Source organism: Halogeometricum sp. S1BR25-6 (assembly GCF_031624495.1).
Classification (GTDB): Archaea; Halobacteriota; Halobacteria; order Halobacteriales; family Haloferacaceae; genus Halogeometricum; species Halogeometricum salsisoli.
The window spans coordinates 578,175-603,664 of the sequence record NZ_JAMQOP010000001.1; the positions used below are offsets into that span (position 1 = coordinate 578,175).

The window sequence follows — 25,490 nt, forward strand, 5'->3', positions numbered from 1 at the left end:
TGCGTTCCCGACGCGACCGAATGGATTTTTCCGCGAGCGTCTGTAGCCGAACGCCATGGACGATTCACCGGACGACGAGACGGTTCGACAGGCCATCGAACACTCCCGGCGCGGCGCGCCCGCCGTCGGCGGCGTCGTCAGAGACCAGTTCGAGACCCACGAAGTGTTCCAGCGAATCGTCGCCGCCGCGGACGAGGAGGCGACGACGGGCGTCCGGGAGCTGTTCTTCAGCGCCCTCGCCGCGGGGTTCGCCATCACCGTGACCTACCTCTTGTACGCGTCGATGACGGCGGCGACCGGCGGCGACCCGGTGTTGAGCGCGCTCCTCTACCCGCTCGGGTTCGTGTTCATCATCATCGGGGGGTACCAACTGTACACCGAGAACACGCTCCCGCCGGTCGTCCTCGTTTTGGAGCGACTGGCGAGCGTCCCCCGACTGCTCGCCATCTGGTCCGTCGTCATCCTCGGCAACTTCGTCGGCGGCGGCCTCGGAGCGCTCATCCTCGCCCGGACCGGCGTGCTCTCGACCGACGCCGCGGCCGCGGCCGCCTCCCTCGCGACGAAGGGCGTCGAGACGCCGTTCTGGGACCTCTTCTACAAGGCGGCGTTCGCCGGCCTCATCGTCGCGGGCGTCGTCTGGTTGGTGTACGCCGTCAACGACAGCACCACGCGCTTTCTCGTCGTCTACGTCGCGTTTCTCGCGATACCGTTCGGCAACCTCTATCACTCCGTCGTCTCGTTCACGGAACTGACCTACCTCGCCCTCGTCGGGCAGGTGGCGTTCCTGCCCGGTCTGGTCGGGTTCGTTCTCCCCGTCCTCCTGGGGAACACCCTCGGCGGCGTCGTCCTCGTCACCGTCGTCAACTACTTCCAGACGACCGAAGAGCGCCTCGACATCGCCCGCAGGGACGGCGCGGAACGGAAGCTATCGACGAGAGAGTGGCTCTTCGGACGCGGAAACGGTCGGTCGTACGTCCCGGTTCAGAACGAGGGCGAGGACGAGTAACGCGACGAACGGCCCTTACCGCTCGTCGACGGGCGCGAACGTGCGGTCCTCGTCGCCGACGTAGCGGGCGCGCGGGCGGATGAGGCGGTCGACCTGTACCTTTTTGCCGCGCTCGCTCCGCTCGCTGGCAAAAAGCTACGCCAAAAAGCCTCCTCCCTCCCGGTGGTCGGTCGTCGGCCCGCTCCCGCCTTCGGCGCTCGCGGTCCTAGGGCCGGTTATCGCTCGTCGACGGGCGCAAACGTGCGGTCCTCGTCGCCGACGTAGCGGGCGCGCGGGCGGATGAGGCGGTTGTCCTCGTACTGCTCGATGACGTGGGCGACCCACCCGCCGACGCGGGACATCGCGAAGATGGGCGTGTAGATGTCGACGGGGATGCCCATCTGGTAGTACGTCGACGCCGAGTAGAAATCGACGTTCGGCGCGAGGCCTTTCTCTTCGCCGATGTACTCCTCGATGGCGACCGAGTAGTCGTACCACTTCATGTCGCCCGCGGCCTCGCCGAGTTCCTCGCTTTTCTCGCCGAGGATGACGGCGCGCGGGTCCTTCACGTTGTAGACGCGGTGGCCGAACCCGGGGACGCGGCGGCCGCCTTCGAGGGCGTCCTGCACCCACTTCTTGGGGTCTTTATCGCTGTCGTCTATCTCCTTGAGCATGCTCATCACGTTGGCGTTCGCGCCGCCGTGCAGCGACCCCGCGAGCGTCCCGACGGCCGAAGTGACCGCGCTGTGCATGTCCGACAGCGTCGACGCGGTGACCATCGCCGAGAACGTCGAGGCGTTCAGCCCGTGGTCGGCGTGCAGGACGAGGGCCATATCGAACGTGTCCGCGAGCACCTCGTCGGGTTCCTCGCCGTTGAGCATGTAGAGGAAGTTCGCGGCGTGTCCGAGGTCCTGCCGGGGGCTCACCACGTCCTCGCCGTTTCGCAGGCGGTTGAACGCCGCCAGCGCGGTCGGTATCTTCGCCGTGATGCGCCGGCCCTTCCGGACGTTCGCTTCGAGGTCCGTCACGTCCTCGTGGTCGGCGTCCTCGTCGTACGCCGACAGCGACGAGACGACGGTGCGGAGCGCCGCCATCGGCACCTCGTCGGCCTCGGCGAGTTCTCGAATCTCCGCCAGCACGCCGTCGTCGAGTTCGCGCTCCTTCGACATCTTCTCGGAGAACTCGTCCAGTTCCTCGCGCGTCGGGAGTTCCCCATGCCAGAGGAGGTAGACGACTTCCTCGTACGACGCGTCGGGCGCGAGGTCCTCGATGGCGTACCCGCGATACACCAACTCTCCGGCGTCCCCGTCGATGTGGCTCAGTTCCGACTCAGCAACGAGAACGCCTTCGAGACCCCGCTTTAACTCGTCTGACATACTGTTACGGTTCCCGTCCGTCTCAAAAAAGCGTTATCGTTCACCCCAAGATATTTTCGACGATCGTCGACCAATCGTTCGACGGAATCGCCGTCAGTCACCCGTCTGTGAGCGATTCACTGCCGCTCTCGCGAAGCGGTCCGTCCGATTCGAGGCGTGCCGAGGACTCGCACGCCGATACGCAGATATCGGCGCTCCGCGTACGGGGTTCGACAAACGTTGTCGCTAACAAACCTTTTCACACGACGGGCAGAACATCGTCCCATGAACCCCGAGGACGTGGAGTACGAACCGGTCAGCGTCAAGGCGGTGCTGGCCGAGATGAAGGACACCGCCGAACTCCTCATCGACCTCTCGTTCTCCGCGGTCCTCAACGGGAGCGACGACATCGCCCGCGAGGTGCTCGAACTCGAAGCCCGCATGGACGTGCTGCAACTGCAGGGTCGGATGAGCCTCCTCATGGCCGCGCGGACCCCCGAGGACGCCGAACAACTCGCCCCCGTTCTCGGCGTCATCAGCGCGGCGGAGAAGATATCCAACGCCGCGGGCGACATCGCGAAAGTCGTCCTCGAAGACATCGGCCTGCCGGACGCCATGCGCTCGGCGCTCCCGGAGGCGACGGAGATGCTGGTGCGCGCCACCGTCGACGACGCCTCGACGTACGCGGGTCGCTCGCTCGCCGACATCAACATGGAGACGGAGACGGGCGTCCGCGTCATCGCTATCCGCCGCCGGTCGGCCACCGGCAAGCGCCGGTGGATCACCAACCCCCACCACGAGACGACCGTCGAGGGGGGCGACATCCTCCTCCTGCGCGGCCCCCAGAGCGGCGTCCGGACCGTCTTCGAGGCGGCCGCCGGCGCCCCGTTCGAACTCCCCGAGACGCACGACGAACCCATCGAGGACCTCGAACGCGCCGTCGACTCCATCATCCTGATGAAGGACATGAGCGAACTCGCCGTCGACCTCGCGTACGGGTCGGTGCTGTTCGACTCCGAGGACGTGGCCGAGGAGGTGTCCGAACTGGAGGCCGAAGTCGACGCGCTCAAATCGCGGTTCGAGGCGTGGGTGCTCCGCGCCGCCGAACGCGTCGAGGACCCCGTGCAACTCCGGGGCCTCTTCCACATCGCCTCCGCGACGGAGGTCATCTCCGACGCCGCCCTCGAAATCTCCGAGGGCGTCCTGCGCGGCATCGACGCCCACCCCGTCGTCGCCGCCGCCGTCGAGGAGTCCGACGAGATAATCGTCCGCTTCCGCGTCGGCCCGGACAGTTCGCTGGCCAACGAGACGCTGGGCGACCGGATGGTCAAGACCGAAACGGGGATGCGCGTCATCGCCGTCCGCCGCGCCGACGGCAGCGAGTGGGTCGTCCAACCCGGTCCGACCACCGCCCTCCGCCCCGAGGACGTTCTCATCGCCAAGGGGACCCGCGCGGGGGCCGAACGCCTCGGCGAACTCCTCGACGACCCCCAGCAGTTCGAGGGGTGAGACCTCGACGCGGGGCCGGACGCCGACGCCGCGCCCTTCTCAGACCTCCTTCGAGAGCCTGTAGGCCGAGACGGCCGTCAGCGCAGCGGTCACGAGGAGTGCCGTCGACGACGCGAGGACGAACGCCAGCACGGCGAACCAGCCCTCGGCCCCGAGCAGCGGGTACCGTTGCGTGCCGGCGAACGGGCCGAGCAGTTCGAGGACGCGGAACAGATAGGCGAGGCCCGCGAGGAGGACGCCGACGGCGGCGCCGACTTTCGCGTTCCGCGGGACGTGCAACGCGTGGGCGAGTCCGCCCTGCGGCGGCCGCCCGGGAACCTCGTCGCTCACACTCCCCCGTTATCGCCCGGTTCGCATAGCCTCGTCGGAACGCGCCGCCCTCAGGTGTAGGCCTCGAACTCGCGGCCGAACGCGAGGAAGTAGCCCGTCCCGAGCACTCCCACCGCCGTCGCGACGAGGAACGCCGTCTCGGGGTCTCTGGCGTAGAGCCACCCGCCGACGGCCGCCGACGGGATGGTGACGGCGTTGCGGACGAGGTAGTAGGAGCCGACGACGCGCCCGCCGGCGTTCTCCTCGGCGGGGCCGACGATGAGCGCCTTGTGCGCGGGCAGGCCGGCGAACCGGAGCCCCGAGAAGGCGAACAGCAGCGTCACGACGAGTGCGCTGTCGGGGGCGTTGACGAGGAGCACCGGGAATATCGCGTAGACCGCGAATCCGACGGCCACGACGGGCTTGAGGCCGACCCGGCGGGCGAGTTTCGCCACCGGTACCATCGTCAGCAGGGCGACGGCCATCTCGACGGCGAGGAGGACGCCGAAGAAGGCGTCCGGCGAGAGCGTCACGCCGAGCGACGGGACGGAGAGGCCGACGCCGAGGAACTCGACGACGACGATGACGAAGAAGACGTACACCATTCCGTTGGCGAAGCGGACCAGCGTGTCGCCGACGAGCAGGGGTCGGAGGGCCGCGGGCATCCCGCGCAGGTCCGAGACGACGGTGGCGACGCCCTCGAGGGACTTGCCGACGCCGTCCTCGCTCGCGTCGTAGAGGACGTGCTGGGCCACCGTCGCGACGGCGGCGAACAGGGCGGCGACGACGAGAACGATTCGAAATCCGCGCTCGAAGGCGAACAGCGAGAGGACGCCGGCGGCGAACAGGGGGCCGAGGAGGAAGGCGGTGCGCCGGAACGTCTCGGTGCTTGCGAACCCCGTTGCGAGGCGGTCCGGGGGAACGCTCTGCTTCACGATGGCGAACGTCGCGCCGAGGCCGAACGACTTCCACGCCTGCGCCAATAGCAGGCCGAGGAAGATGCCGACCGGGAGCAGCACGGGGTCGACGCCGAACGCGCCGAGGGAGAACCCGGGCAGGGTCACCGTCCCGAAGGCGTCGGCGAACGCCCAGACGAGGAAGCCGACGGTGGAGGCGAGGCCGAACGCGGTCAGCGACGCCCGCGACCCGATGCGGTCCGAGAGCGCGCCGCCGGGGTAAGGGTAAACGGCGCTGATGAGGTTGCCGAAACTCCCGTACAGACCGATGACGACGCTGCCGGCGCCGAGGACGCTCAGGTACCGCGGCATGTACCGCCCCGTCATCTGGAAACCGAGGCTGAACGCGAACATCGCCGCCGAGAGGACGAGCACGTCGCCGTCGAGGGCGAAGAACTGGCGGAACGTCGAGAGCGCGTCCGGGTCGTCGGTTTCGCCGCGTGCCATACGGCCGTATTCGAGCGCGAGAAGAAGTCTTTCCCGGTCGTGTGGAACTCTCCCGGTGTGTGCTAAACGTTGACTAACGGGGCGTTCGGTACGCCTCTACAGGTGGAGCCAGCGGGTCGACCCGTGCTCCGGGAGGTGCCAGCGCTGGTATATCTTGTCGTCCTCCGCGCGGACGTCGACCTGCGCGTCGCAGGACGCCGCGAGCGAGTCCCGGAACGGGGTGTCGTCGGCGTCGACGTGGTAGTAGGCCATCCCGCGGACGCCGACCACGGAGTCGGTGACGCCGCCGAGGAGGTCGACGGTCCGGTCGTCGCCGACCGTTTCGGTGAGTTCCGCCATCGAGTCGACGCTGAGGCGGAGTTCGCCGGGTCCCAGCGACCCCGACGCGCCGAACGTGTCCACGGCGTCGCAGACGGTGTCGCACAGGCCGTCGGCCCCGGCCTGCGGCGTCGACGCCTCGTCGAGGATGTTCCGGAACCCGACGACGGAGACGGAGTCGCTGCCGACGCCGACGCCGCGGGGGAGTCGTTCTCCCAGCGTCTCGTCGTCTTCCTCGGCCGTCACGACGACCCGCGGGTAGTCGGGGAGCGACCCGAGCGTCCGACGACTCGCTCGCTTCGTACATAGGTCGTCCTCGCAGCTAACGAGAACAGAACAACCGCCCTGCTTCATTCGGAGAAGCGCTCGTCGGAACGTCTCCGGTTGCAATTCCGCGGACATAGTGTCGGTATATACCCATATTTTTCAGGGCTTCTCATCTTGTTATTATCTATGGACACGGATAACTGTTGTTTCCGAATGGGTACCGCTTTTGATTTAACGGGTGAAGAGAACCTCCGCTCCTCGGTACGGGTCTCTCCCTGTCGACCCGTCCGCCGCCCCGCGGACGTGAAGCGATACCGAACGGATAAAGGGCGGCGCATCCGACCGTCTTAGTAATGATTTCGCTCGGCAGTGCGAGTGCGGCCCCCGGCGAGGCGGACACGGGCCGCCTCGAAGTGGGTGAGATGCGCGACGGGTCGCCCGTGGGGCTTCCCTGCGCCGTCATCAACGGCGCCTCCGACGGGAAGACGCTCTACCTGCAGGCGGCCTCGGACGGGGACGAACTGAACGGCGTCGGCGTCGTCCAACGGTTGTTTCCGCGCCTCGCCCCCTCGGAACTCTCCGGTCAGATATTCGTCGTCGGCATCGTCAACTTCCACGCCTTTCAGGTGGCCCAGCACCGGAACCCGATAGACGATACGAAGATGAACCGGGCGTACCCGGGCGACAGCAACGGCACCTCCTCGGAACGCATCGCGGCGGCGACGTTCGACGTCGCCCGGGAGGCGGACCTTATCGTCGACCTCCACCAGGGGTCGACCTCGCAGATGATCGACGAGGTTCGGGTTCGATGCGGCCGCCACCACCGCCTCCACGGCGACTGTCTCTCCCTCGCGAAGACGTTCGGGTGCGGCTACGTGTTGGACCAGAAGGGACCGGACGGCCAACTCGCCCGCGCCGGCCCCGACGAGGGCGTCCCGACCATCGACCCCGAACTCGGGGGCTGCGTCGGGTGGGACGAGGAGAGCATCCGCAAGGGCGTCCGCGGCGTCGAGAACGTCCTCCACGGCTACGGCTTCCTCGACGGTTCCGTCGAGACGGAACGGCAGACCCGCGCGACGGGGTTCGACCAGTACGGCGCGCCCGCCGGCGGCCTCGTCCGTTTCCAGAAGAGCCTCGGCGAACGGGTGTCGGCCGGCGACGTGGTGTTCGAGGTGACGGACGTGTTCGGCAGCCTCAAAGCCCGCGTCACCGCCGACGGGTCGGGCATCTTCTGGCGCTCCCGCCGCCTCCCGCAGGTCGCCACCGGCGAGTACGTCTGCTCCGTCGGCACCGACGTCGACAGCTACTGATGTCCCTCTCTTCGCTCTCCCTCCGGTGCTCGGCGTGCGGCGAGACGTACGAGTCCGCGTGGACGTGGCGCTGTGACTGCGGCGCCCCCCTCGACTTCCTCGCGGACCCACGCCCCTCGCGCGACGCCCCGGACCCGCGCGGATTCGACGACCGGCGCGGCCTCTGGTCGTTCGCGGACTTCCTGCCCGTCGGCCCGCACGTCACCCTCGGCGAGGGGATGACGCCCCTCGCCGACGCCCCCGAGTGGGACGCCTCGTTCAAACTGGAGTACGTCTTCCCCACCGGGTCGTTCAAGGACCGCGGCGCGACGACGACGCTCTCCGTCGCCGCGGAACTCGGCGTCGAGACGGTCGTCGAGGACTCCTCCGGCAACGCGGGCGCCGCCATCGCCACCTACGCCGCCCGCGCCGGCATCGACGCCGAGATATACGTCCCGGCGTCGGTGAAGGCGTCGAAACTCCGGGCCATCGAACGCGCCGGCGCGACGCCGGTCCGCGTCGAGGGGTCCCGCGAGGACGTCACCGACGCCTGCGTCGACGCCGTCGAACGGGGGGAGGGCTGGTACGCCTCCCACGCGTGGAACCCGGCGTTCTTCGCCGGGACGGCCACGTTCGCCCACGAGGTGGCCTATCAGCGCGGGTGGTCCGCGCCCGACGCCGTCGTGACCCCCCTCGGCCACGGGACGCTCTTCCTCGGCGCCTACCGCGGCTTCCGCGCCCTCCGCGACGCCGGGTGGATAGACGAGATGCCGAAACTGCTGGGCGCGCAGGCGGCCGGCTACGCCCCCGTCGCCGAGGAGTTGCACGGGCCGAGCGAGGGGACGAACGAGGCTGCGGACGGCATCCAGATACGCGAACCGGCGCGCCTCGGGCAGATTCTCGCCGCCGTCGACGCCACCGACGGCGACGCCATCGCGCTCTCGGAGTCGGCGGTCGAAGGGGAGCTAGAAGAACTCCACCGCCGCGGCTTCTACACGGAACCCACCTGCGCCGTCGCGCCCGCCGCCCTCCGCGAGTACCGCGAGCGCGGCGTGCTGTCGCCGGACGACGACGTAGTGGTACCGCTCACGGGGAGCGGCCTGAAGGGCTGAGTTCGCTTCCGCGCGACCGACGACGAAACCGACGAAAAATCGAGTTAGCTCGGCCGGCCGGCGTCCCGGCCGGGGGTCTCCGCGTCCGTCTTCGCCTCACCGCGGTACGTGTCGATTCCGAGTGCGCGGTTGAGCGGGCACTTCTGCGTGATGCCCGTCACCGCGAGGACGGAACCGACGACGAGGGCGATTCCCGCGAGGGCGAGACCGAGCGTCCCGGCCGCGACGGTGATCACCCCGCCGAACGCCGCAGCACCGAAGACGACGAGGAGCGGTCCGACGACGAGTCGAGCGATGCGGTCGTAGCCACCGACGTTCTTCTGCATTTTTCCTCGTGGTTCCCTACGCCGCGCGAGCGCATAACGGACGCCGCTGTTTCCCGAAACCGGAGAATCGAGCTATCGCTCGTATCGTCGCCGTCGTCCGCTCAGCCGCTCGTCCCAGTCGATCCACTCCTGCTCCCACCCGGTCGGCGCGAAGTAGCCCGTCTCGTCGCTGTCGAGTTCGGCGTCCTCACGGGCCGTCCGGTTGCGGGCGAGGCCGCTCCGCTGTTCGCCCTCGACGAGGAGGGGTTCGAGGGCGACCGGACCGTGCTTTTCCACCACCTCGCCCGCGTCGTCGACGCTCACGAGCGTCTGTTTGGGGCCGCCCATCGGGAAGACGAGTCGACCGTCGGGCGCCAGTTGCGAGACGAGGCGCTCCGGCGGGCCGATGGCAGCCGCCTCGACCAGAATGCGGTCGAACGGCGCGTACTCGGGGAGTCCCTCGGCGCCGTCGCGGCAGTCGACGAGGACGGCCGAGGCGTCCGCGGACTGGAGGTTCGAGCGGGCCGCGTAAACGAGCGTGCGGTCGATGTCGACGGCGTGAACGTGCGTCTCGCCGACGATTTCGGCCAGCAGCGCGGCGGTGTAGCCGACCCCCGCGCCGACGACGAGCACGTCCTCGTCGGGGTCCGCCGAGAGCGCCGAGAGGAGTCGGGCGACGTTCGCCGGCGAGAGGACCGTCGAGCCCTCGTAGTCGCCGTCGCGGTTCTGATACGGGGCGTTCTCGACGAACTCGTGTCGCGGGACGGTTCGCATGGCGAGGGCGACGGACTCGGCCACGTCCATCCCGTGTTCGAGGCCGTCGACCATGTCTTCTCGCAGTACCGCGGGGTCCATACCTCCTCTCGGAATCCCGCACTAATCAACCGCACGCTCGGGGCGGCGCGCGACGACGGCCGAGCGGTCGTCGCCGGGTACCGGGCGCACCGTCGTGTCGACGAACCCGGCCGCATCGAGCCACGAGCGGTACGTCTCCTCGGGGTAGGCGTCGCCGCGGCCGACGCCCAGCGCGCGGACCCGCGCTCGGACGGCCGCGGGCGACCCGTCGCGTAAGGCGTCCACGACGACGAGCGTCCCGCCCGGTTCGAGGGCGTCGAACGCGGCCGACAGGAGCGTCCGGTTCTCCGCGGGGTCGAACCGGCTCGTCGCCTCCGCCGCGAACGCGAGGTCGAACGGCCCGCCGGCCTCGAAGTCGGCCGCGCCGGGCACGCCGGCCGCGACGGTCCGAACGTCCCGGTGGGCGAGCATCGGCGCCGCGGCGTCGACGGCGGCCGGTTCGTCGACGAGCGTCGTCTCGAACCCGCGGGCGGCGAATTCCGTCGCGTACGCGCCCGAGGCGCCGCAGACGTCGAGGACGCGGTCCGCCGCGGGCGCCTCGCGGACGGCGGCGGTGACGCGCGCCCGCACCCGCGCCTCGTCCGTCGCGGCGTGCGCCCCCAGTCGGTTCCGCGTCCACTCCGCGGGCGGGTCGGGCGCCTCGCCCGTCCGCATCGTCTCGGGGAGGGCGGTCCAGTAGTCGAACAGGTCCAACGCGTGCGGCAGGCGGCCGATGGAGCGCACGTCGCGCTTGGCGAGGAAGCCGAGGGCGCGGTTCGTTATCTCGTACTCGCCGCCGACCCGGCGGAGGTAGCCGAGGTCCGCGAGCGACTCGACGAGGGCGCGCGCGGCGGGTTCGGCCACGCCGGCCTCGGCGGCCGCCGACTCGGCCGTTCCTGCGGTGTCGAGGAGCGCCCCCAGGACGCCGCTCCGCCGGGCGGCCCACAGCACGAACAGTTCCTCCCAATCGAGCGACGACCGGTCTCGCGTCGGCATACGTTTCCCGACGGGAGGGCGGGTGAAAGCGACTCCGCTCCGCCCCGATTTCGCTCGGTGACCCGTCGAAGCGTGGCCATAACATTCTTTAGTAGAGAACTGTTTCGGACCGTTTCACGCCCGAAATCGGCAGACAGCGACCGGGTTCGTCGAACTCGTTCCAAATCGTTACCCAACGGAACGTACGGGATAGTTAATACATCACTGGCGGTATCTTGCTCTCACGATGGGTGCCCGAGAAACCTCCGCACACGACTCGGCGTACGACACTCACACCTCCGCGACCCGAACCGACGGCGACCGCTCGGCCCGGCGTGCGCGCATCTCGCGCGACGACGCGTTCCACGTCCTCCAAGACAGTCGTCGTCGCGCGGTTATCCGTTTCCTCCTCGCCGAGGGAACGGACACCCCGACGCCGCTCTCGACGCTCGCCGCGTTCGTCGCGGCCGTCAAGCACGACGACAGCGAGTCGACGGCCGTCGGCGAAATCGGAGAGCGGGTACGCGTGGCGCTTCACCACTCGCACCTGCCGATGCTCGCGGACCACGGACTCGTCACCTACGACCACGCGACGCGAACGGTCGAACCGAAACCCCTCCTCGCGGCCCTGGAACCGTTCCTCGACGACGGACTCGGCGCCGAGTCCGACCTGACGGTCGACCCGGACCGAGTCGACGGACGCGACGTCGGCGACGCTCGCTAACCGCGCTAGCCGGGTCGACGTTCGTCTCCGACGGCCGCCGCACCGGTCGGTATCCGGTGGGCCGCTCAAACCCCTTGAGCGTCGGCGTCGGCCGCCGCTACCGGACCCGTTCGGTCACGGTCACCAGGCCGACCACGCCGAGGTGGTCTTGTCGGTGCCGTACAGGCGGTTGACGTCCTTCGCGTACACCATGTCGCCGTCGTGGTCGAGTTTCCCGTGGCGGTACTCCGGCGCGTCGTCGCGGACGTGGAGGGCCTTCACGAGGAACTCCTCGTCGCCGAACGACTCCGTCTCGCCGACGGTGAACTCGTAGTCGCCGGGAACGTTCACCTTGAAACTCCGCGTGTTCTCGCGGTAGCCCGTCCCCTCCTTCGGGTTGACCGTGACGTTCACCGAGACGTTGTCGACGGCGCGGGTCCAGATGGTCTCGGCGTCCTCGACGGTGGCCTCGTCGACGCGTTGCTCCGGGCCGACTTCGATGCCCGTGATGCGCACGAGCATGATGGCCTCGGGAGTGTCGACGATGAACTCCTCGCCGGCGGCGACGGTCTCGGTCGGCGATGCGTCCACCATCGTGGTGAACGACTCGCCGTCCTGCGAGATGACGACCTTCCGCTCGACTTCCGTCTCCTCTTCGACCCGCACTTTGTGGACGTGACTGCACTCCGTACAGCGAACCGTGGCGTGGCCGCCCGGTTTCAGCACCTCGTGCACCGTCTCCTCCGCGGGCGAACAGGAGGGACAGTCGACCGCGATGCGGTCCTGCGTGTTGCTCATACGGCCCGTTATCCCGTCACGCCGTAAAAATCCGCGCTTCCGCCGCTCCCGTGAGACGGGTTCTCTGTCACGGCCGAACGGGACGGTAGTTTGACAGCTACGGCCGACGATCGACGGATATGGTCGCTCCCGATACGAAAGTCACCGCCGCGTTCGTCGTCCTCTCCCTCCTGTTGTGGCTCCTCGCGGGGCAGTTCACCGATAGCTCGTGGATACTGTTGGGAATCCTGCTCGGCGTCGGCGTGGTGGTACCGACGCTGGTGAACGAGGTGCGAAGTCGGTAGTTCGGGTCGCCGACTACTCGGCGCTTGGGAGTTCCACTTCCTCCCCATCTGCATAGACTGTCGGGTCCTTGATGATGCCGTCCAGATGGAGGGGCGCCTCGGTGTCGCCGCCGATGCCGGCGTCGTCGCCGATGGCGACGTGCACCGTGCCGGCCGCCTTCTCGTCTAAGAGCACCGAGCCGACGAGGTGGTCGACGCCGACGTTCGTGCCGATGCCGAGTTCGGCGAGGTTGTAGGCGTCGCGGCCGACCTCTTCCGCGCCCGCCTCGACCTGTTCGCGCACGCTGTCGTCGGAGATGTCGGTCACGTAGCCGTCCTCCACGTCGAATCGGAGCTGTTGACCCCCCTCAAGCAGGCCGTGCGGCATCATCGTTCCGTCGACGACGTAGGTGCCGTTCGCGTTCTCGGGGGAGACGAACACCTCGCCCGCCGGGAGGTTCGAGAACCCGCCCGCCTCGTGGACGATACCGGTGTCGGCGCGCCACTCCCGCGCGCCGGGTTCGAAGGTGATGTCGGTGCCCGAGGGCGTCTCGACGCGGACGACGCTGGCCTCCGTCACCTGTTCGAGCACGTCCAGACAGTGCCGGGAGATGGCGTCGTAGTCGGCGTCCAACCCGGCGAGGAACACGTCTTCGGTGATACCGGGTAGCGTCGCGCCGCGCGCGCCGCTCTCGCAGGCGTCGCTGCGGGCGCGGGTGTGACTCAGGCTCTTCGTCGTCGGCGCGAGGAACACGTCCGCCGCGGCCATTGCGGCGGCGACGGCAGTGGGCGGTTCCTCGCCGTGCTGATTCCCCGGCGGGTAGCGCAGGAGCGTCGCGTCGTCGGTCACGTCCGAGGCGGCGTCGTAGAGCGCTTCGCCGATATCGATGCGCTCGTCGTCGGTGACGACGACGCAGGATTCGTCCGCTCCGATGGCCATGCACTGGCCGATTGCCGTCTCCGCGGCGTCGCGCAACTCGTCGTCCGTCATGCAGCGAACTGGGTCGGCCGGCCGGTTAGTCGTTCCCATCCGACCCCCGTCTCGCGGTACCGACCGAGTTGACGAACCCGCGAGGAGTAACTCGCGCTCGTACGAATCCTCCGCGTTACTCGCCGCGGAGTTAATTTCTCCCAAAAAATCCCCGAAATAACTATTGTCCTCGGCCGTCGACACCTCACCGATGATACGAGTGGGTGTCAACGGCTACGGCACGATCGGCAAACGCGTGGCCGACGCCGTCGACGCACAACCGGATATGGAACTCGTGGGTGTGGCGAAGACCCAACCGAACTTCGAGGCTCACACCGCCGTTCAGCGAGGATACTCGATGTACGCCGCGATCCCCGAGCGGATGCCGCTGTTCGCCGAGGCGGGTATCGACGCCGAGGGCGCCGTCGACGAGATGGTCGCCGACGCCGACGTCGTCGTCGACTGCACGCCGTCGGGAATCGGCGCGGATAACAAGGCCCTCTACGAGTCGCACGACACGCCCGCCGTCTTCCAGGGCGGCGAGGACGCCGACATCGGCGACGTGAGTTTCGTCGCCCGCGCGAACTACGACGACGCTCTCGGCGCGGATTACGTCCGCGCGGTCTCCTGCAACACGACCGGCCTCTCGCGGATCGTCGCCCCCCTCGAAGAGGAGTACGGCGTCGAGAAGGTGCGCGCGACGCTCGTCCGCCGGGGCGGCGACCCGGGTCAGAACTCCCGTGGTCCCATCAACGACATCCTCCCGGACCCGATCGACATCCCGAGTCACCACGGCCCCGACGTGCGGACCATCTTCCCCGATCTGAAGATAGACACGCTAGGTCTGAAGGTGCCGGCGACGCTGATGCACGTCCACAGCCTCAACGTCACCCTGGAGGACGACGTGACGGCGGCGCACGTCCGCCAACTCCTCGAAGCGGAGTCGCGCGTCTTCGTCATCTCCGAGGGGATGGGTATCGACGGCGCGGGCAAACTGAAGGACTTCGCGCACGACGCCGGCCGCCCCCGCGGCGACCTCTGGGAGAACTGCGTCTGGGGGGAGTCCATCGCCGTCGAGGGCCGCGACCTCTACTTGTTCCAGGCCATCCACCAGGAGTCCGACGTCATCCCCGAGAACGTCGACGCCATCCGCGCGATGACCGAGTCGGCGAGCAAAGCCGAGAGCGTGGCGACGACCGACGAGTACCTCGGCGTCGGCATCACGGGCGACCCCTCGGGGTTCGGTGGCGAGGACCGCTCGGACCGCGTCCCCGGGACGGAACTCGCGGACGACTGAGGACCGAGACTCACACCTCGTAGAACGCCACCTCTTCCTCCTCGGTGTCTAACAGCGCGACGTGATAGGTGTCGTCGGCGCCGGGAATCGGGAGTCCGCCGGGGTTGACGTGGACGGTGTCGCCTCGCTCCTCGTAGGTCCGCTGGTGCGTGTGTCCCCGGAAGACGTAGTCGTACGTCCCCGCGTCGACGAGTCCGTCGACCAGCGTCTCGTTCGTCCCGTGGTACAGCGCCACCGACGCGCCGTCGAACTCGAACGTCGCGCAGTCGCCGTGGTAGGTGCCGAACGACTCGATTACCGATTGCAGGTTCCACTCGCCGTCGTTGTTACCGCGGACGGCGTGGAACTCGAAACCGGAATCGAAGACGTTCGCCGTGAACGGTGAGACGACGTCGCCGCAGTGAAGCACGGTTTCGACGCCGGCGTCCTCGAACGTCTCGACGGCGCCGCGCGCGAGGTCCAGATTGTCGTGCGTGTCCGAACAGATTCCCACTCTCATGGCCCCGTGTTCGGCGGACGCGCGCAAGAAAGTTGGCGCGTCGGAGACGCCGGTTCGTCGCAGGTCCGACCGTCTCAGTTCTGTTCGAGCATCTCGACGCCGACCAGCGAGGCGCCCGTCAGCGCGCGGATGTAGGCGCCGCCGGCGATGGAGACGTGGCCGAAGTCGTCCTCGTCGAGTCCGTACATCTCGATGGCGCGGGAGGTGTCGCCGCCGCCGACAACGGAGAAGCAGTCCGTCTCGGAGATGGCTTCGAGAACGCCCACCGTGCCGTTCGAGAACCGTTCGTCCTCGAACAGTCCCAGCGCGCCCTTCACGAAGACGGCCTCCGAATCTCGAATAACGGGGTCGTACTCGGCGACGGTGTCCGACCCGACGTCGAGGTATCCCTTGTCCTTCTCGTCGATGTCTTCGACCGATATCTCGGCGCGTTCGTCGTCCTCGTCCTCGTAGGCGAGGTCAACCGCGAGGGAAATCTGGTCGCCGCGTTCGTCTATCAGGGATTCGATGGTCTCGTGGTTCTCCTCCCACTGGTCGTCGAAGAGGTCCATCTCGCCGACGTCGAAGCCCACGTCGTGGCCGGCGGCGCGAAGGAACAGTTCGCCCGCGATGCCGCCCAGCAGGAACTGGTCCACCGTCTCGCCGAGGTTGTTCATCACGTCGATGACGTCCGTCGCCTTCGTCCCGCCGACGACCATCGTCACCTGTCCGTCGAACTCCCGCGTCGCTATCGAGGAGTTGGCCTCGTACTCCGTTTCCATCACGCGCCCGGCGTAGGCGGGCAGTTCGAGGGGGAAGCCGACGAGCGAGGCGTGCGAGCGGTGCGCCGCCGAGTAGGCGTCGTTGACGTAGGCGTCGAACAGCGGTGCGAGCGTCTGGACGAACTCCGTCTTGGCCTTGTCGTCGGGGTGCTCTTCCGGCAGTTCGTCCTCGCACATCCGGGTGTTCTCCAAGAGGAGTATCTCCCCGGACTCCAGCGACTCGATGGCCTCCGTCGCCTCGTCGCCGTACGTGTCGGCGACGAACGCCACGTCGCGGCCGACGTGTTCGGCGAGGATGTCGGCGTGCTGGTCGAGCGAGACGAAGTCGTCGTCGCCGGGGCGGCCCTGGTGGGCCATCAGGACGACGCGGTGGCCCGCTTCGGCGAGTTCGCGGACGGTCTGGGCGTGGCGCTCGAAGCGTCGGTTGTCCTGCACCTCGCCGTCTTCGACGGGCGAGTTCAGGTCGAGGCGGACGAGGACGCGCTGGTCGGAGTCGAGGTCGTCGAGAGTCTTGAACGTGGACATGGGTGTGCGTGTGTCGTCGAAAGACGGAGAGCGGTTACTTAGTGGTGAGTGGACCGCGAGTCGGACCGGACGTTCACTCGTAGGTGACGAACTGCGCCACGTCGAGCATCCGGTTCGAGAAGCCGTACTCGTTGTCGTACCAGGTGAGAATCTTGTACAGACCGCCGTCGTTGACCATGTTGGTCGACTGGAGGTCGACCGTCGAGGAGAACGGCAGGCCGACGATGTCCGAGGAGACGACTTCGTCGTCGGTGTAGCCGAGGACGCCCGCGAGGGGGCCGGAGTCGGCGGCGTCGCGGAAGGCATCGTTTATCTCCTCGACGGAGGGCGCCTCGTCGAGGGAGACGACGAGTTCGGTGATGGAGCCGTTCGGCACGGGGACGCGCATCGCCATCCCGTCGAGTTTCCCCTCCAACTGCGGCAGAATCTGAGTGGCGGCTTGCGCGGCGCCCGTCGACGTGGGGACGATGTTCTCGGCGGCGGCGCGGCCGCGGCGCTTCTTCGATTTGGGGCCGTCGATGAGGTTCTGGGACCCGGTGTAGGCGTGGACCGTCGTCAGGAGGCCCGAGTCGATGCCGAACTCCTCGTCGAGTACCTTCGCGACCGGCGTGACGGAGTTCGTCGTACAGGAGGCGTTCGAGACGACGTCCTCGCCGTCGTACTCGTCGTGGTTGACGCCGTAGACGATCTGTTTGATCGGGTCGTCGCCCTTCGGCGGCGCGGAGATGAGCACCTTGTCGGCGCCCGCCTCGAGGTGCGCGGAGGCGTCTTCCTTCGTGCGGAAGATCCCCGTACACTCGAGCGCCACGTCGACGTCGAGTTCGTCCCACGGCAGTTCGGCGGGGCTCTGGACGTTGTAGAGGGGAACGGAGCTATCGCCGGCGACGAGTTTCTCGCCGTCGAGCGAGACGTCGTCCAGCCGACCCATGACGGTGTCGTACTTCGCGAGGTACTCCATGTCCTCGAAGTCCATCACGTCGTTGACGCCGACGAGTTCGACGCTCGGGTTCTCCATCACTGCGCGGAACACGTTCCGCCCGATGCGACCGAACCCGTTCAGTCCGACGCGAACGACGTCGTCCGCGTCTTCAGCCGAGCCGAAGTTCGACTTTTCACTCATATCCGAGTATCGGCGGGCGAGATACTTGAATCCCTGTGTCTCCCGTCAGCGACGAAGATGCCCGAAATCGGTGTCGTCACTCTTCGCAACTATCGTTTCCGCCTGAACGATGATTGAGGTCACCGCGCGACGACGCACGTCTACGTGCGCAGAGACGAACAGTAACGCTCATCATCGTGCAACGGGCGATTCGACGCGCACCCGATTGCCCGCGCGCCGCCGCCGGGGGGAGAAGGCTTTTGATGAGAACACACCAACGAACTCTTGCATGAGAGATGAGCGCGACGATCCGTTCGACAACATCTTCGACGAGATCGAACGGATGATGAGCGAGATGACCGGTGGGGACACCACCGGATTCGCCTCCGAGACCCACATCGACGTCTACGATGAGGGCGAGGAGGTTCGACTCGTCGCGGATTTACCCGGAGTGGAGAAGGACGCCATCGACCTGAAGTGCGACGGCGAGACGCTCACTGTGAGCGCAGCGAGCGACCGGCGCGAGTACGACGAACGGATTCGTCTCCCCGTTCGCGTGGACGAACACTCCGCGTCGGCGTCGTTCAAGAACGGCGTCCTCCAGGTCACATTCCAGAAGGCAGAGGACTCCGCAGCCATCGACGTCGAGTAGCGGCGACCGCTCGACGCGATTCGACTCGGATTTTCACACGCTCCGTCGAGGCTCCTACCGCTCGGTCCGCCCCGCCGTCCGCCGTATCAACGCCGCCAGTCGGTCCCAGAAGTCCTCGTCGTACTTCTCGTGGTCTATCGTCGGCCGGGCGTTCGTCTCCGAAACGAGCGTCCGGTCAGGGGAGACGAGCAAGTCGACGCCGAGGTAGTCGATTCCGAGCGTCTCGGCCACCGACTCGGCCAGGTCGCGGTGCTCGTCGGGGACGTCAACCGCCGTCGCCGCCGCGCCCCGGTGGACGTTGTGCTTCCAGCGCCCCTCGCCCAATGACTCCGGGAGTCTGCGCTCGACGCCGCCGACCACCTCGCCGTCGACGACCATCACGCGGTAGTCGCGCGCGTCGGCGACGAACTCCTGAATCAGGTAGGATTTGTCGCCCGTCGACCGGAAGTCGTGGACGAGGTTCAGGTAGTCGACGACGCCGAGCAGCGAGTCCGCGTCGGCCACCTTGGCGACGCCGACGCCGCGCGTCGCGGAGTTGGGTTTGACGACGAGGGGGAACGAGAGGTCCGCGACGGCGTCGAGGACGACGTCCTCGTCCACCGGGTTCGACAGCATGCGCGTCTCAGGAACGGGGAGTCCCGCGCGCGCCAGTTCCGCGACGACGCCGCCCTTGTTCCGCGAGGTGAGCACCGCCTCGCGTCCGTTCACCCACGGCATCGGCGCGCGCGCGTCCAGCGCGCCGCCCTCCATCAGCCGCGTCGGGTAGACGAAGCCGACGTCGAACGACTCGCCCGCCCCGGTCAGCCGAATCGACCGCTCCTTCGCCGGCAGGTGTTCGACGGCGATTTCGCGCGCCGCCAGCGGGTCCCGCATCCGCTCGAACGTCTCGCTGTCCGTCGTCACCGCCAGTCGGAGCATCTGCTACGGAATCGGCGCGACGAAAGTAAAAGTGGCCGGGTCTCGGCTGTTCGGAATCGAAGGTGCGCGCCGAGTTACGAGACGAGCAGTTCTTCGCCCTTCTCCACGTCGATGCGGCAGGGCGGCGACATCTTGTTGTAGGCGCGTCGGAGTGCGTCCTTCGCGATGGCCGCGTCCTCGACGCTACAGTAGATGGTGAAGACGCGTTCGTTCTTGTGGATGCGCGCGGCGGTTCCGACGACCTTTCCGAACGACTGGCGCATTCCGTCGGAGACGCGGTCCGCGCCCGCCCCGGTCGCCTGCTTGTTCTCGCGCAGGACCTGGTGGGGGAACTTGCGGAGCACCATCTTGTAGTTCTCCTGTCCGACCTGCTTGAGCATCACGCGGTTGGCGGACAGACGCGCCGATTCGAGCGACCCGTGGCGGACCTGACAGTCCTCCTCGAGACGGAGGCTGATCTGCACGGGGTAGTCCTGGGGGCCCGTCTGCAGGTTGCCCATGTTGTGCTGTGCGATCTTCGAGCCGGGAATACCGGTGATGTACTCGCGTCGGGTGTACGACGGCTTGTCGATGTTGCGGTACATCGAGGCGGGCTTGTCTGCCATGGTTACTTGTGCGGAAGAACGGTCATGCGGCCTAAAAGCGCTTCGAACATCGACCGCCTCGACGGCCGTGTGCTCCGTTCGCACTCGGAACCCCCGTCACCGACGGATTCTCCTCGCGCGCCGACGTGGGTCACGCACGATTCTCGTCTTGGAAAACGAGGTGGACCCGCCGACGCGCTACTTCGTCCCCGAGATCCGCCGCCTGCTCGAAGCCGCTCAGGCCTCTTCGTCCCCGTCCGTCGCCACGGGGTCGACGGCGACGAACGACAGACCCTTCTCGTCCAGCAACTCCTGTGTCCGGTCGGTGACCGACGGCGCGACGAGTATCCCGCGCACGCCCTCGTCGGGGAACTCGGCGTCGACGGCCTCCACGTAGCGCCGGAGTTGGCTGGCGGCGGAGGGGCCGACCCGCCGCCGCTTCAACTCCACGACGAGGGGACGCCCCTCGGCGTCCTCGCCGAACACGTCCACCGGTCCCGCCGCCGTCTCGCGTTCGGTCGCCCGCGGGACGAACCCCTCCTCGACCAAGGCGGGGTCGTCCAGAATCCGCTGTCGCAGGTCCTCCTCGCTCCCGGTGAGACGCAGGTCGCTCCGGTCTGTCACCTCGTAGGCCGACACCTGTTCGAGCCGTTCGAACCGCACGTCGAGGCGCTCCGTCGGCGTCGAACGCTCGCTTCTGACTCGTAACCGACCGTCGCGGACGCTCGCGCGGTGGGTACACCCCGGCGGCTGCCAGTTCACCGGCTTGCGCTGCTCGTCGGTGTGGACGAGGATGGTCCCGTCGGGTTTGCAGACGACGAGTCGGTCGCCCGGTCCGAGACTCGACTCCGCGCGGCCGTCGTACTCGACCGTACAGCGCCCGAACATCGTCACCATACGCCCGTCGCCGAACGCCTCCTCCAAGAGGGCGAGGGCGTCGCGGTGCGTCGGGCGGTGGAGCGTCGTGACCGTCATCGAAACTACGTCCGCCCTTCGCCGCCGTCGCGTAAAAAGCGCGCGTCGACGGCGCGTTGTGGACGCCAACGGCCGAGTCGCCGACCTCCCGCCCGAGAAAGGCCACAATATTTGCCGACACAAGTCGTAGTAGGAGACATGGTCGTGAGAGACACGGACGAGTTCGAACCGCTCCAGGGCGACCCGATGGACCACGACGAGGTGGATGAGTTCCTGCGGGAACACGGCGTGGGCGTCCTCTCGCTCGCCGACGAGGGAGAGGCGTACGGGGTGCCGATATCGTTCGGATACGACGGCGAACACCTCTACTTCGTGTTCCTCCGCGGGGAGACCAGTCGAAAGGAGACGTTCGCCGAGGCGACGACCCGCGCGACGCTGACGGCGTTCGACGTGGCGGGGCGCCACGCGTGGGAGAGCGTCGTCGTCGCGGGACGCCTCGAAGCCGTGGCCGAGGACGAGTGGGACGCGGTGGTCGACGCGATGGAGGACAACGCGTGGTTCCCGAGTCTCTTCTCCGAGTCGGAACCGATGCGGGGTATCGCCGGGTGGGTGCTGGAGATAGACGAGGCGACGGGCCTCCGCAGTCGACCGTAAGCGTCCCTCGGTGCCCCTCGCCGGTCGGCGGGAGGCGCCGGCGCCGTCCGTGCGGTCTGAAGGTTCAGACGGTCCGAACGTTAACGTTGCCCCTGTCAGTCGGGCTGACTCGCCAGAGAGCGCCTGATGGCGGCGTACGCCGCCGCTCCGACTCCCGCGCCGACGGCGTTCGCCGCGGCGTCCGCGAGTCCGGCGTGGCGCGCCGGCAGCGTCGCCTGCAGGAGTTCCACGCCGCCGCCGAGGGCGACGGCGACGAGGGCGGCGAGTCCCACTCGCCGAACGTCCCGCGCGCGGAGGGCGAACGCCGCGAGGTACGCCGCCACCGCGTACGCGCCGAGATGGACCCACTTGTCGACGCCGAGTCCGAGCGGACCCGCGGCGCCCAGTCCGTCGCCGGGCGGCGTCGCGGCGGAGGCGACGACGACGCAGAGGCTCCAGACGATGAGGGGGGCGACGCGGCGGAGTCGCTCGGGAACCATGAAGGCTCTCGTCGCCGCGGCCGCCTGAGCATTTCTCTTTTCGTCTCTCCTCCTCTTCCGCCGACTACCGCAGCATCCCCTTCACCATCGACGCCCCCGTCTTCAGCAGCGAGGGGCGCGTCACCTCGTCAACCTCCTCGCGGCTGAGTTTGAAATCGAAGATGGCGAGGTTGGCCGCGAGGTGGTCGCGGCTGGTGGATTTCGGAACGACGGCGACGTTCCGGTGCTGGGTGGCCCAGCGTAGCGCCACCTGCGCCGGCGTCTTGTCGTACCGCTCGCCGATTTCGCGGAGCGTCCCGTCGTCGACGACGTCGCCCTGCGCCAGCGGACTGTACCCCGTCAGCAGCAGGTCCTCGGACTGGCAGTACCGGAGAAGCTTTCGCTGGGGCCGGTGGGGGTGGAACTGCACCTGATTCGTGAGTACCGGCACGTCGGACACCTCGCGGGCCTTCTTCAGCATCGGGACCGGAAAGTTGCTCACGCCGACGTGGTGGACGCGCCCCTCGTCGACCAGTTGCTTCATCGCGTCCATCGTCTCCTCGACCCTGACTAACGGGTTCGGCCAGTGGAGGAGCAACAGGTCGACGTACGGGGTGTCGAGGCGGTCGAGACTCGCCTTCGTGGACTCGACGACGCTGTCGCGGCCGGCGTTCCGGGGGTTCACCTTCGTCGTCAGGAACACGTCCCGCCGGTCCGCGTCGGCGTCGGCCAGCGCTCGCCCCACCTCGGTCTCGTTGTCGTACATCTGCGCGGTGTCGACGTGGCGGTAGCCGAGTTCGAGCGCCGTCGACACGGCGTCGTAACACTCCTCGCCGGACAGTCGCCACGTCCCGAGACCGACCTTCGGGACGTGCGCGCCCCGCACATCGCAGTACTCCATCTCGTCGGACATGCCGGAGTCTACGGCGGAGGGGGGCCTGAACGTACTGGCTGGCGATGTACCTGCCGACCGAACCGCACGGCTCAGAAAGATAGGTAGTTCAGAGAACTGCCGCATACGGACCGAACTCAATCGACCGCGGCGTCGTCAGCCTCCGTCCGCTACGTTCTGGATGTCTGCGTCGACTTACAGGCGGGTGACGTTCTTCGCTCGGGGACCCTTCGGGGCGTCCTCGATCTCGAACTCGATCTCCGTACCCTCTTCGAGGTCCGGGCCGCCGACGTCTTCCATGTGGAAGAAAACGTCCTCGTCGTGGTCCTCGGTCTCTATGAATCCGTAGCCGCCCGTGTCGTTGAAGAAGTCGACTTTGCCTTTTGCCATAGCCTCTGGATTAAGCCGCGCCCCACTGATAACCCTTCCGAGACCGAACGCTCGGAACCGGAATCGGAAAACGTGCCCGTACGGGTCTGTAGCGGCCTCGAACGGCAGAATCAGGGGGTTCTGAAGTGTGGTGGCCAACCGCACGGTTCGCGGACGCCTCGCGGTCGCCGTGACCGCCGCGGCGTCGGAAGGGGTTGCTCCGCGCGTTCGCCTCACGCCGCGGCGTCGACCGGGCGGAGTCGAACCTGCAGGACGCCGTTGTTGAACGTCGTACTAGCCACGTCGACGGGGTCCCACGGGAGCGAGACCCGTCCGGCGACGCGCCCGCTGACGGCGACGACGAACTCGCCGCGGTTGGGGTCGATGCCGGCGGTCACGTCCTCGTGCGCGGCGTCCGCGAGGTCGGCAACGATAGTCAGTTCGTCGCCCTCGCGGTGGTGGTCGACGCGGTAGTCGGCCCGCGCGTCCGTCTCTTCGCGGTCGGCGGTCCCGCCCTGTCGCCGTGCGCCGGGAGCCGCGCGACTCGGTCGACCGCTCGGTCGCTCGCTCAGCGACCGGCGGTTCGAATCCCGCTTCGCCTCGCTCAGGAGGTCGCTCAGGAGGTCGGTCACTGAGAGGTTGATGTCGATGCGCGTCCGCGGTCGCTCGTCGTCGGGTCCGTGCTCGTCGTCGTCGTCTCGGTGTGAACGTGTCATGATGTCGAGCCTCGCCGACCGCGCTTCGAACGCTCGTAGGCCCCGCGAGCGGATAAGCGCGATGCCCATTGACGAGGGGCGCGGACAACCGCGTCGAGGGCGGCGAGAGCGGTGGAGTCGTCCGGTTCGGGTCCGGCCACCCGACGTGTGTAGCCCCAACCGATAGGCGACGCGGAGCGGTACCGACGCTTATGCTCGGAACCATCCGCTCGGCGCTTCGCGGCGTCATCAACCTCATCATCGCCATCATCACCTTCCCGCTCCGACTCCTCCGGTCGCTCCTGTAGCGCCCGTCGCGCCCGGACGCTCCCATCGATTCCGGAGCGACCTATATAGCGTCTGCACGTCATCACTCACTCCACCGCACGACAGCGCACGGTCGGATAAGTCGACAGTTGCAGACGCTACTATATCTCCATCCCTACTCTTCTCCCTTCCAGCCGTTCCTCTCTTCAGAAGCGGCCGCTCCGTCCTCTCCTTCGCGACCCGTCCGTTACGTCTCTTCGCCGACGCACTTTTTATAGAATTGCGCAATTCTCACAAGCCTTATTCCGCCGGGAGGCGAATCCCGGGACGAGATGTACGCGAAGATATCCGCTCGCGAACTCGCGGACGCCATCGACCGAGGAGAGGCGGGAACGATACTGGACACGCGCCCGGCGGACAGTTACGAGGCGTGGCGCGTTCCGGGCGCGGTGAACGTCCCCTTCGGACTGAACGAGACGCTGGACGACGAGCGGGAGTCCGAGATAGCCGACCTCGCCGACGGCGGACCGGTCACCGTCATCTGCGGGAAGGCCGCCACCTCGTCGACGCTGGCCGCGGAACTCGATGCGGCCGGCTACGAGGACGTGCGGGTCGTGAAGGGAGGGATGCGCGACTGGAACGACCTGTACGAACGCGCCGAGGTGGCCGTCGGCGGTGAGAACGACGGGGCCGAGGACGGCGACGGCGACGTCGACGTCGTGCAGTTCCAGCGACGCGGCAAGGGCTGTCTGAGCTACCTCGTGGGGTCCGACGGCGAGGCGGCCGTCGTCGACCCGGCGCGGCACGTCGAGCAGTACGTCGTCGCCGCCGCGGAGCGGGGATGGGAGATAACGCGCGTCCTCGACACGCACGTGCACGCCGACCACATCTCCGGCGGGCGCGAACTCGCCGACCGACTGGACGTCCCCTACCATCTCGGCGCCCGCGCGGCGGACCGGGTCGAGTTCGAGTTCGACCCCGTGGAGGACGGCGACGTCGTCCCCGTCGGCGACGTCGACCTGACCGCCCTCGCGGCGCCCGGTCACACCACCGAGATGGTCGCCTACCGCGTCGGCGACGGGGCGGTTCTCACCGGCGACTCCCTGTTCCTCGACTCGGTGGGCCGGACCGAACTGGAGTTCGGCGAGGAGGGGGCCGAGCGGGGCGCGGAGATGGCGTACGACACGCTCCACGACGTGTTCTCCGAACTGCCGGACGACCTGACGGTCCTCCCCGGCCACGTCACCGTCGAGAGCGACGGGCGGTACGCGAACGGGTCGCCCGGCGAACCGGTCGCGGCGTCGCTCGGCGAGGTGACCTCCCGCCTCGACCTCCTCGGACTCGACCGCGAGGCGTTCGTCGAGCGCATGGTGGAGAACGTCCCGGAGAAGCCGGCGAACTACGAGACGGTCATCGCCATCAACGCCGGCCGCGAGGAGTACGAGAACGACCGGGACGCGGCGCAGTTAGAGACCGGCGCGAACAACTGCGCGGCCTAAAGTCGAACCGC

At 68.0% G+C, this 25,490-nt stretch carries 28 protein-coding genes and 1 pseudogene; 10 read left to right on the top strand and 19 right to left on the bottom strand.

The features are described from left to right. Positions 1-55: 55 nt before the first annotated feature. Positions 56-997, top strand: a pseudogene (locus NDI76_RS03050) (formate/nitrite transporter family protein); the annotation flags it as partial. A gap of 224 nt (positions 998-1,221) precedes the next feature. Here the strand turns inward: NDI76_RS03050 and citZ are convergent. Further along, entirely contained in the window at positions 1,222-2,361 is a 1,140-nt protein-coding gene (gene citZ / locus NDI76_RS03055; protein WP_310922545.1) for a citrate synthase, read from the bottom strand. A gap of 264 nt (positions 2,362-2,625) precedes the next feature. Here citZ and NDI76_RS03060 point away from each other — a divergent pair, with 264 nt between their 5' ends. Continuing rightward, complete coding sequence (locus NDI76_RS03060; protein WP_310922546.1) at positions 2,626-3,849, top strand: potassium channel family protein; 1,224 nt, start codon at positions 2,626-2,628, stop codon at positions 3,847-3,849. Positions 3,850-3,888: 39 nt separating this feature from the next. Here the strand turns inward: NDI76_RS03060 and NDI76_RS03065 are convergent, their stop codons facing one another. The 3 genes from NDI76_RS03065 to NDI76_RS03075 all read right to left on the bottom strand — a co-directional run bounded on the left by NDI76_RS03065 (position 3,889) and on the right by NDI76_RS03075 (position 6,281). Continuing rightward, positions 3,889-4,179 (bottom strand): DUF7536 family protein, encoded by a 291-nt coding sequence (locus NDI76_RS03065; RefSeq protein WP_310922547.1) that lies wholly within the window; start codon positions 4,177-4,179, stop codon positions 3,889-3,891. Positions 4,180-4,229: 50 nt separating this feature from the next. Next, on the bottom strand, positions 4,230-5,561 hold the full coding sequence (locus NDI76_RS03070) for an MFS transporter (RefSeq protein WP_310922548.1): 1,332 nt from the start codon (positions 5,559-5,561) through the stop codon (positions 4,230-4,232). A gap of 96 nt (positions 5,562-5,657) precedes the next feature. Continuing rightward, the gene (locus tag NDI76_RS03075) at positions 5,658-6,281 is read right to left on the bottom strand and encodes a DUF7504 family protein (RefSeq protein WP_310922549.1); all 624 of its coding nucleotides are present in this window, start codon (positions 6,279-6,281) and stop codon (positions 5,658-5,660) included. A gap of 218 nt (positions 6,282-6,499) precedes the next feature. Here NDI76_RS03075 and NDI76_RS03080 point away from each other — a divergent pair, with 218 nt between their 5' ends. Then, positions 6,500-7,456, top strand: a complete 957-nt coding sequence (locus tag NDI76_RS03080; RefSeq protein WP_310922551.1) for a succinylglutamate desuccinylase/aspartoacylase family protein — start codon at positions 6,500-6,502, stop codon at positions 7,454-7,456. Continuing rightward, positions 7,456-8,547: a pyridoxal-phosphate dependent enzyme gene (locus NDI76_RS03085; RefSeq protein ID WP_310922552.1), complete on the top strand. Its 1,092-nt coding sequence runs from the start codon at positions 7,456-7,458 to the stop codon at positions 8,545-8,547. The genes NDI76_RS03080 and NDI76_RS03085 overlap by 1 nt, the downstream gene beginning before the upstream one ends. A gap of 44 nt (positions 8,548-8,591) precedes the next feature. Here NDI76_RS03085 and NDI76_RS03090 read toward each other — a convergent pair whose 3' ends face one another. The 3 genes from NDI76_RS03090 to NDI76_RS03100 all read right to left on the bottom strand — a co-directional run bounded on the left by NDI76_RS03090 (position 8,592) and on the right by NDI76_RS03100 (position 10,682). Next, complete coding sequence (locus tag NDI76_RS03090; RefSeq protein WP_310922553.1) at positions 8,592-8,873, bottom strand: YgaP family membrane protein; 282 nt, start codon at positions 8,871-8,873, stop codon at positions 8,592-8,594. A 72-nt stretch (positions 8,874-8,945) separates the two neighbouring features. Next, complete coding sequence (locus tag NDI76_RS03095) at positions 8,946-9,707, bottom strand: protein-L-isoaspartate O-methyltransferase family protein (protein WP_310922554.1); 762 nt, start codon at positions 9,705-9,707, stop codon at positions 8,946-8,948. A 21-nt stretch (positions 9,708-9,728) separates the two neighbouring features. Continuing rightward, entirely contained in the window at positions 9,729-10,682 is a 954-nt protein-coding gene (locus NDI76_RS03100; RefSeq protein ID WP_310922555.1) for a methyltransferase domain-containing protein, read from the bottom strand. A gap of 226 nt (positions 10,683-10,908) precedes the next feature. On the opposite strand from NDI76_RS03100, the gene NDI76_RS03105 reads away from it, so the two are divergent. Then, positions 10,909-11,385, top strand: a complete 477-nt coding sequence (locus NDI76_RS03105) for a DUF7344 domain-containing protein (protein WP_310922557.1) — start codon at positions 10,909-10,911, stop codon at positions 11,383-11,385. 120 nt (positions 11,386-11,505) lie between these two features. On the opposite strand, the gene NDI76_RS03110 is transcribed toward NDI76_RS03105, so the two are convergent. Then, complete coding sequence (locus NDI76_RS03110) at positions 11,506-12,162, bottom strand: HVO_0476 family zinc finger protein (protein WP_310922558.1); 657 nt, start codon at positions 12,160-12,162, stop codon at positions 11,506-11,508. A 119-nt stretch (positions 12,163-12,281) separates the two neighbouring features. Between NDI76_RS03110 and NDI76_RS03115 the strand changes: the two genes are divergently transcribed. Beyond that, positions 12,282-12,446 (top strand): DUF7987 family protein, encoded by a 165-nt coding sequence (locus NDI76_RS03115; protein WP_310922559.1) that lies wholly within the window; start codon positions 12,282-12,284, stop codon positions 12,444-12,446. Between the two features lie 13 nt (positions 12,447-12,459). Here NDI76_RS03115 and NDI76_RS03120 read toward each other — a convergent pair whose 3' ends face one another. Next, a complete protein-coding gene (locus NDI76_RS03120; RefSeq protein ID WP_310922560.1) occupies positions 12,460-13,416 on the bottom strand; it encodes an aminopeptidase in 957 nt (318 codons plus the stop codon). Positions 13,417-13,606: 190 nt separating this feature from the next. Between NDI76_RS03120 and NDI76_RS03125 the strand changes: the two genes are divergently transcribed. Further along, positions 13,607-14,692, top strand: a complete 1,086-nt coding sequence (locus NDI76_RS03125) for a type II glyceraldehyde-3-phosphate dehydrogenase (RefSeq protein ID WP_310922561.1) — start codon at positions 13,607-13,609, stop codon at positions 14,690-14,692. A 10-nt stretch (positions 14,693-14,702) separates the two neighbouring features. Here NDI76_RS03125 and NDI76_RS03130 read toward each other — a convergent pair whose 3' ends face one another. The 3 genes from NDI76_RS03130 to gap form a co-directional block, all read right to left on the bottom strand. Next, positions 14,703-15,191, bottom strand: a complete 489-nt coding sequence (locus NDI76_RS03130; RefSeq protein WP_310922562.1) for a metallophosphoesterase family protein — start codon at positions 15,189-15,191, stop codon at positions 14,703-14,705. 74 nt (positions 15,192-15,265) lie between these two features. Continuing rightward, complete coding sequence (locus tag NDI76_RS03135) at positions 15,266-16,477, bottom strand: phosphoglycerate kinase (protein WP_310922563.1); 1,212 nt, start codon at positions 16,475-16,477, stop codon at positions 15,266-15,268. Between the two features lie 73 nt (positions 16,478-16,550). Continuing rightward, positions 16,551-17,597, bottom strand: a complete 1,047-nt coding sequence (gene gap, locus NDI76_RS03140) for a type I glyceraldehyde-3-phosphate dehydrogenase (RefSeq protein WP_310922564.1) — start codon at positions 17,595-17,597, stop codon at positions 16,551-16,553. A 268-nt stretch (positions 17,598-17,865) separates the two neighbouring features. Between gap and NDI76_RS03145 the strand changes: the two genes are divergently transcribed. Further along, positions 17,866-18,228 carry an Hsp20/alpha crystallin family protein gene (locus NDI76_RS03145; protein ID WP_310922565.1) on the top strand — a complete coding sequence of 121 codons (363 nt, stop codon included), beginning with the start codon at positions 17,866-17,868 and terminating at the stop codon, positions 18,226-18,228. Positions 18,229-18,282: 54 nt separating this feature from the next. Here the strand turns inward: NDI76_RS03145 and NDI76_RS03150 are convergent, their stop codons facing one another. The 3 genes from NDI76_RS03150 to nucS all read right to left on the bottom strand — a co-directional run bounded on the left by NDI76_RS03150 (position 18,283) and on the right by nucS (position 20,705). Beyond that, positions 18,283-19,146, bottom strand: coding sequence for an ATP-grasp domain-containing protein (locus NDI76_RS03150; RefSeq protein WP_310922566.1), 864 nt, complete (start codon positions 19,144-19,146; stop codon positions 18,283-18,285). A gap of 74 nt (positions 19,147-19,220) precedes the next feature. Further along, complete coding sequence (locus NDI76_RS03155; RefSeq protein ID WP_310922567.1) at positions 19,221-19,751, bottom strand: 50S ribosomal protein L16; 531 nt, start codon at positions 19,749-19,751, stop codon at positions 19,221-19,223. Positions 19,752-19,967: 216 nt separating this feature from the next. After that, on the bottom strand, positions 19,968-20,705 hold the full coding sequence (gene nucS / locus NDI76_RS03160; RefSeq protein ID WP_310922568.1) for an endonuclease NucS: 738 nt from the start codon (positions 20,703-20,705) through the stop codon (positions 19,968-19,970). A 138-nt stretch (positions 20,706-20,843) separates the two neighbouring features. Here nucS and NDI76_RS03165 point away from each other — a divergent pair, with 138 nt between their 5' ends. Then, a complete protein-coding gene (locus tag NDI76_RS03165; protein ID WP_310922569.1) occupies positions 20,844-21,299 on the top strand; it encodes a pyridoxamine 5'-phosphate oxidase family protein in 456 nt (151 codons plus the stop codon). A gap of 95 nt (positions 21,300-21,394) precedes the next feature. On the opposite strand, the gene NDI76_RS03170 is transcribed toward NDI76_RS03165, so the two are convergent. The 4 genes from NDI76_RS03170 to gvpH all read right to left on the bottom strand — a co-directional run bounded on the left by NDI76_RS03170 (position 21,395) and on the right by gvpH (position 23,734). Further along, on the bottom strand, positions 21,395-21,778 hold the full coding sequence (locus tag NDI76_RS03170; RefSeq protein WP_310922570.1) for a VanZ family protein: 384 nt from the start codon (positions 21,776-21,778) through the stop codon (positions 21,395-21,397). Positions 21,779-21,842: 64 nt separating this feature from the next. After that, complete coding sequence (locus tag NDI76_RS03175; protein ID WP_425498346.1) at positions 21,843-22,658, bottom strand: aldo/keto reductase; 816 nt, start codon at positions 22,656-22,658, stop codon at positions 21,843-21,845. Between the two features lie 186 nt (positions 22,659-22,844). Beyond that, positions 22,845-23,039, bottom strand: coding sequence for a cold-shock protein (locus NDI76_RS03180; protein WP_008387196.1), 195 nt, complete (start codon positions 23,037-23,039; stop codon positions 22,845-22,847). A 212-nt stretch (positions 23,040-23,251) separates the two neighbouring features. Then, positions 23,252-23,734: a gas vesicle protein GvpH gene (gene gvpH / locus NDI76_RS03185; protein WP_310922572.1), complete on the bottom strand. Its 483-nt coding sequence runs from the start codon at positions 23,732-23,734 to the stop codon at positions 23,252-23,254. Positions 23,735-24,312: 578 nt separating this feature from the next. Here gvpH and NDI76_RS03190 point away from each other — a divergent pair. Continuing rightward, positions 24,313-25,479, top strand: a complete 1,167-nt coding sequence (locus NDI76_RS03190; protein ID WP_310922573.1) for an MBL fold metallo-hydrolase — start codon at positions 24,313-24,315, stop codon at positions 25,477-25,479. Positions 25,480-25,490 lie beyond the last annotated feature (11 nt).